Origin of the sequence: Thermogemmatispora sp., from assembly GCF_019683755.1 — a bacterium.
Classification (GTDB): Bacteria; Chloroflexota; Ktedonobacteria; order Ktedonobacterales; family Ktedonobacteraceae; genus Thermogemmatispora.
The window spans coordinates 1-3,500 of the sequence record NZ_JADGHT010000423.1 but is presented as its reverse complement, the minus strand read 5'-3'; the positions used below and the strand labels follow the sequence as shown (position 1 = coordinate 3,500).

The 3,500-nt window shown below is 59.9% G+C and carries 1 protein-coding gene; it reads left to right on the top strand.

The genetic code is table 11. From position 1 onward, the window contains the following. Positions 1 to 120 precede the first annotated feature (120 nt). The gene (locus IRZ24_RS18245; RefSeq protein ID WP_297167479.1) at positions 121 to 3,156 is read left to right on the top strand and encodes a glycoside hydrolase family 38 C-terminal domain-containing protein; all 3,036 of its coding nucleotides are present in this window, start codon (positions 121 to 123) and stop codon (positions 3,154 to 3,156) included. The last annotated feature ends 344 nt before the right edge of the window (positions 3,157 to 3,500 follow it).

Genomic DNA, 3,500 nt, shown 5'->3' with positions numbered 1-3,500 from the left:
ACATTTATTGTACCTGCGTCGGTAATCGCCGTCTGCCAGCAGGTTCCCCACTACACGGTGCAGGTGATAAATGTACAGCAATAAATCGATAAAAGATGGAAACATAACAAGGGAAAACGTATGAGTGGGCAACTCAGCATCATTCTGGTGCCACATACCCATTGGGACCGCGAGTGGTATCTGACCTTTCAGCAGTTTCGTATCCGACTGGTGCAAACCATAGACAAACTGCTGAATATCATGGAACACGACCCTGCATTCAAGCACTTCATGCTTGATGGGCAAACAATTGTCCTTGAGGACTACCTGGAAGTGCGACCGGAGCAGGAGGAGCGTCTCAAGCAATACATTGCAGAGGGGCGCATCCTCATCGGCCCCTGGTACCTCCAGCCTGATGAATTCCTGGTCAGCGGTGAGTCGCTGATTCGCAATTTGCAGACGGGTCTCAAGCAGGCAGCGCGATTTGGGGAACCTATGCGTGTCGGCTACCTGCCTGACTGCTTTGGTCATATTGCCCAGATGCCGCAGATTCTGCAGGGTTTCGGCATTGATAGCGCGGTTCTCTGGCGAGGTGTGGGCGATGAGGTCAGAGAAAGTGAATTCTACTGGGAGGCGCCAGATGGCACCAGGGTTCTGGTGATTTACCTGCCCGAGGGCTATGGCAATGCGCGCCTGATGCCCCTGACTCCCGATGCCTTCATCACCCGGCTGGAGATCGTGGTCTCGCAGCTGCTCGATCGCACGCCCACCACAACGGACACGCTGCTTTTGATGAACGGCTCCGATCACCTGGAGCCGCAGCAGGGCCTGCCGGCAACCATTGAGGCGGCCAATAAGCTGCTGGGGAACGTCTCGCGCTCTGGTCACAGCAATCATCATCAGTATGAAGGTATCCATATTCAGATTGGCACCATCCCCCAGTACATCGAGCAGGTGCGCCGGCGTATTGAGCAGCAGCAGCGCCAGCTCCGCCTCCTCAAGGGCGAGTTGCGTAGTAGCAAATATGCCCATTTGCTCCCGGCGGTGCTCTCGACGCGCATGTGGATCAAGCAGCAGAACACCGCTCAGGAGCACCTGCTACAGCACTGGGTTGAGCCACTGACACTCTGGGCCTGGAAGCTGGGCGATGACTATCCGCGCGGCCTGGTCAATCTGGCCTGGAAATACCTGCTGCAGAATCAGCCGCACGATAGCATCTGCGGCTGCAGCATCGACCAGGTCCATCGAGAGAACAGTGTCCGGTTCGCGCAGTGCCAGCAGATCGGTGAGGCGCTGGTCAGTCGCGCTCTGCAGCGGGTCACCGATACGATGAGCACCCAGCCGCCACAGCCGCTGGCGGGGCAGGAGCGGGCGCCTTTCCCGATCGTGGTCTTCAATATGGGGCCTGGGCCTCGCAATGCGGCCGTCTCTGTCGAGGTGCACATTGCTGAGTCGCTCCAGCGCGCGGTGCTCGTTGATGAGCAAGGGCGAGCCTTGCCTTTCCGGGTGCTGGGTGAGCATCGGCGTCGCATCGGCAGCCAGACCATTCAGCGTCAGGCGCTGGCGCGGATGCAAGCTGTGGGCACCTTCGATCGTCCCGGTCAATTCCTGGCGCTGACCCATGATACTATCAGGATCGCGATGGGTATCCCTGACGATCCCGATGAGATCGTCGATCTGCGCGTCCTACCGGCTGCCACTCCCGACCTGCGCCGCATCGAGATCGCGCTTGCTCCTTCTAATCTGCTCAAGGGCGACCGCGAGCGCTTGCTAGCCAGCGAACAGGAGGTGTTGCAGCTTCTTCAGCGTGAGGAGATCAAGGCGCTGGAGTTCGAGGTCTTTGAGCTAATGCAGCAGAAAGTCGAGTTCCTGGCCAGCGACCTGCCACCCTACGGCGCCAAAACTTATTGGCTTTATCCGGCGGTTCAGGCTGACCAGCTCCCGCCGCTGGCACATGCAACGCTGCGCTGCGGGCCACAGTCGATTGAGAACGAGTTTTATCGTGTCGAGGTGGACAGCGATTTCGGCACGCTAACCGTGACTGACAAGGAGACGGGGGCAGTTTTCCGCGGACTGCATCGCTTTGTCGACGGTGGCGATGTCGGTGACCTCTATACGTACTGTCCGCCCGCACGCGATACGCTGATCAGTACGCCGGCTCAGCCGCCGCGCATCGAGCTGCTGAGCGCTGGTCCGGTGCGCGCGACGCTGCGTATTAGTTCAGTCTGGCGCCTGCCGGCCACCTGCAGCGATAGCCGCGATAGCCGCAGTGAGCGCTTTGTCGACTGCCCGATCTATAGTGAGATCTCGCTCTACCCCGGGGTGCGCCGCATTGATATCCATACGACAGTAGAGAACAATGCGCGCGACCATCGTCTGCGGGTACTGTTCCCCATCCCCTATACAATAGAAAGGGTAGCCGCTGAGGGAACGTTTGAGGTTCGCCTGCGCCCCGTGACGGTTCCTCGCCCGGAGAACCTTAGCGATTGGGCCGAGGCGCCCGTCAATACTTTCCCGCAGAAGCGTTTTGTCGATCTCAGCGACGGTCAGATCGGCCTGGCGGTGCTCAATCGCGGCCTGCCGGAATATGAGGTTGTGCAGGGCGGGCCGGGCGTGGCCCCGGGACAGATGGCGCTGGCCTTGACGTTGCTGCGCTGCGTGGAGTGGCTCTCGCGCGATGATCTCTCCACACGCCAGGGTCCAGCCGGCCCCATGTACTACACACCAGAGGCTCAATGTCCCGGTCGCCATGAATTCGATTATGCGCTGGTGCCTCACCGCGGCACCTGGGAGGCTGAGGACGGTCTGGTCCTGCGCGAGGCCCAGGCTCTTAATCTGCCGGTTCGCGCTCTGGTTACCAGCCAGCACGATGGTCAACTCCCAGCCTGGACCTCGCTGGTCGAGGTCTCGCCTCCCGAGCTGGTTGTGAGCGCCATCAAGCGCTCGCTCGACGATCAGGGTTGGGTTGTACGCGTCTATAACCCGCTCGATCATGAGGTCGAGGCCACTTTCCGTCCCGGTCTTGCTGCCAGTCAGGCCTTTGTGGCAAACTTACTGGAGGAACCGCGCGAGCAGCTCGAATGGCAGGGAGGTCAGGATAGCTCATCGCTGCAGGACACACCTCCTCTCCGGCGACGGCTGCGCGCCGGCGAGATCCTGACGTTGTTGTTCCGTTAGGCCGTTTTCTCCAAGCCGCTCGTTCTAGCGCTAGCACCGCGCAAGCTGAGCGTCGGGCCTTTCTCTTCAAGGCCTTATCTCGCTCAGTCTGCGCATAGCGGCCAACGGCGCTGAGAAGTAGGCCTCATGCCGCAAGGCTGGAGGAGGAGCGGGGCGGTCGCTAAGAGGGCATGGCAAAGATTTTGGCTGCTCGCTCCCTTGACCGCCCCGCTTGGGAGTCTTTCTCTCCAGCGAGCCAACCATATGGGTACCGGAAGTCCTGAAAGGAGCAACGTTCAAGCGGGGATGTCCGTTGTAATTGTGTGTACTGAGCTATGTCTATTCTGAAAGGGGCCTTCATCCTG

Bases quoted from the DNA above. Each gene is read 5' to 3' on its own strand.
- IRZ24_RS18245 (WP_297167479.1), top strand. From the start codon at position 121: ATGAGTGGGCAACTCAGCATCATTCTGGTGCCACATACCCATTGGGAC.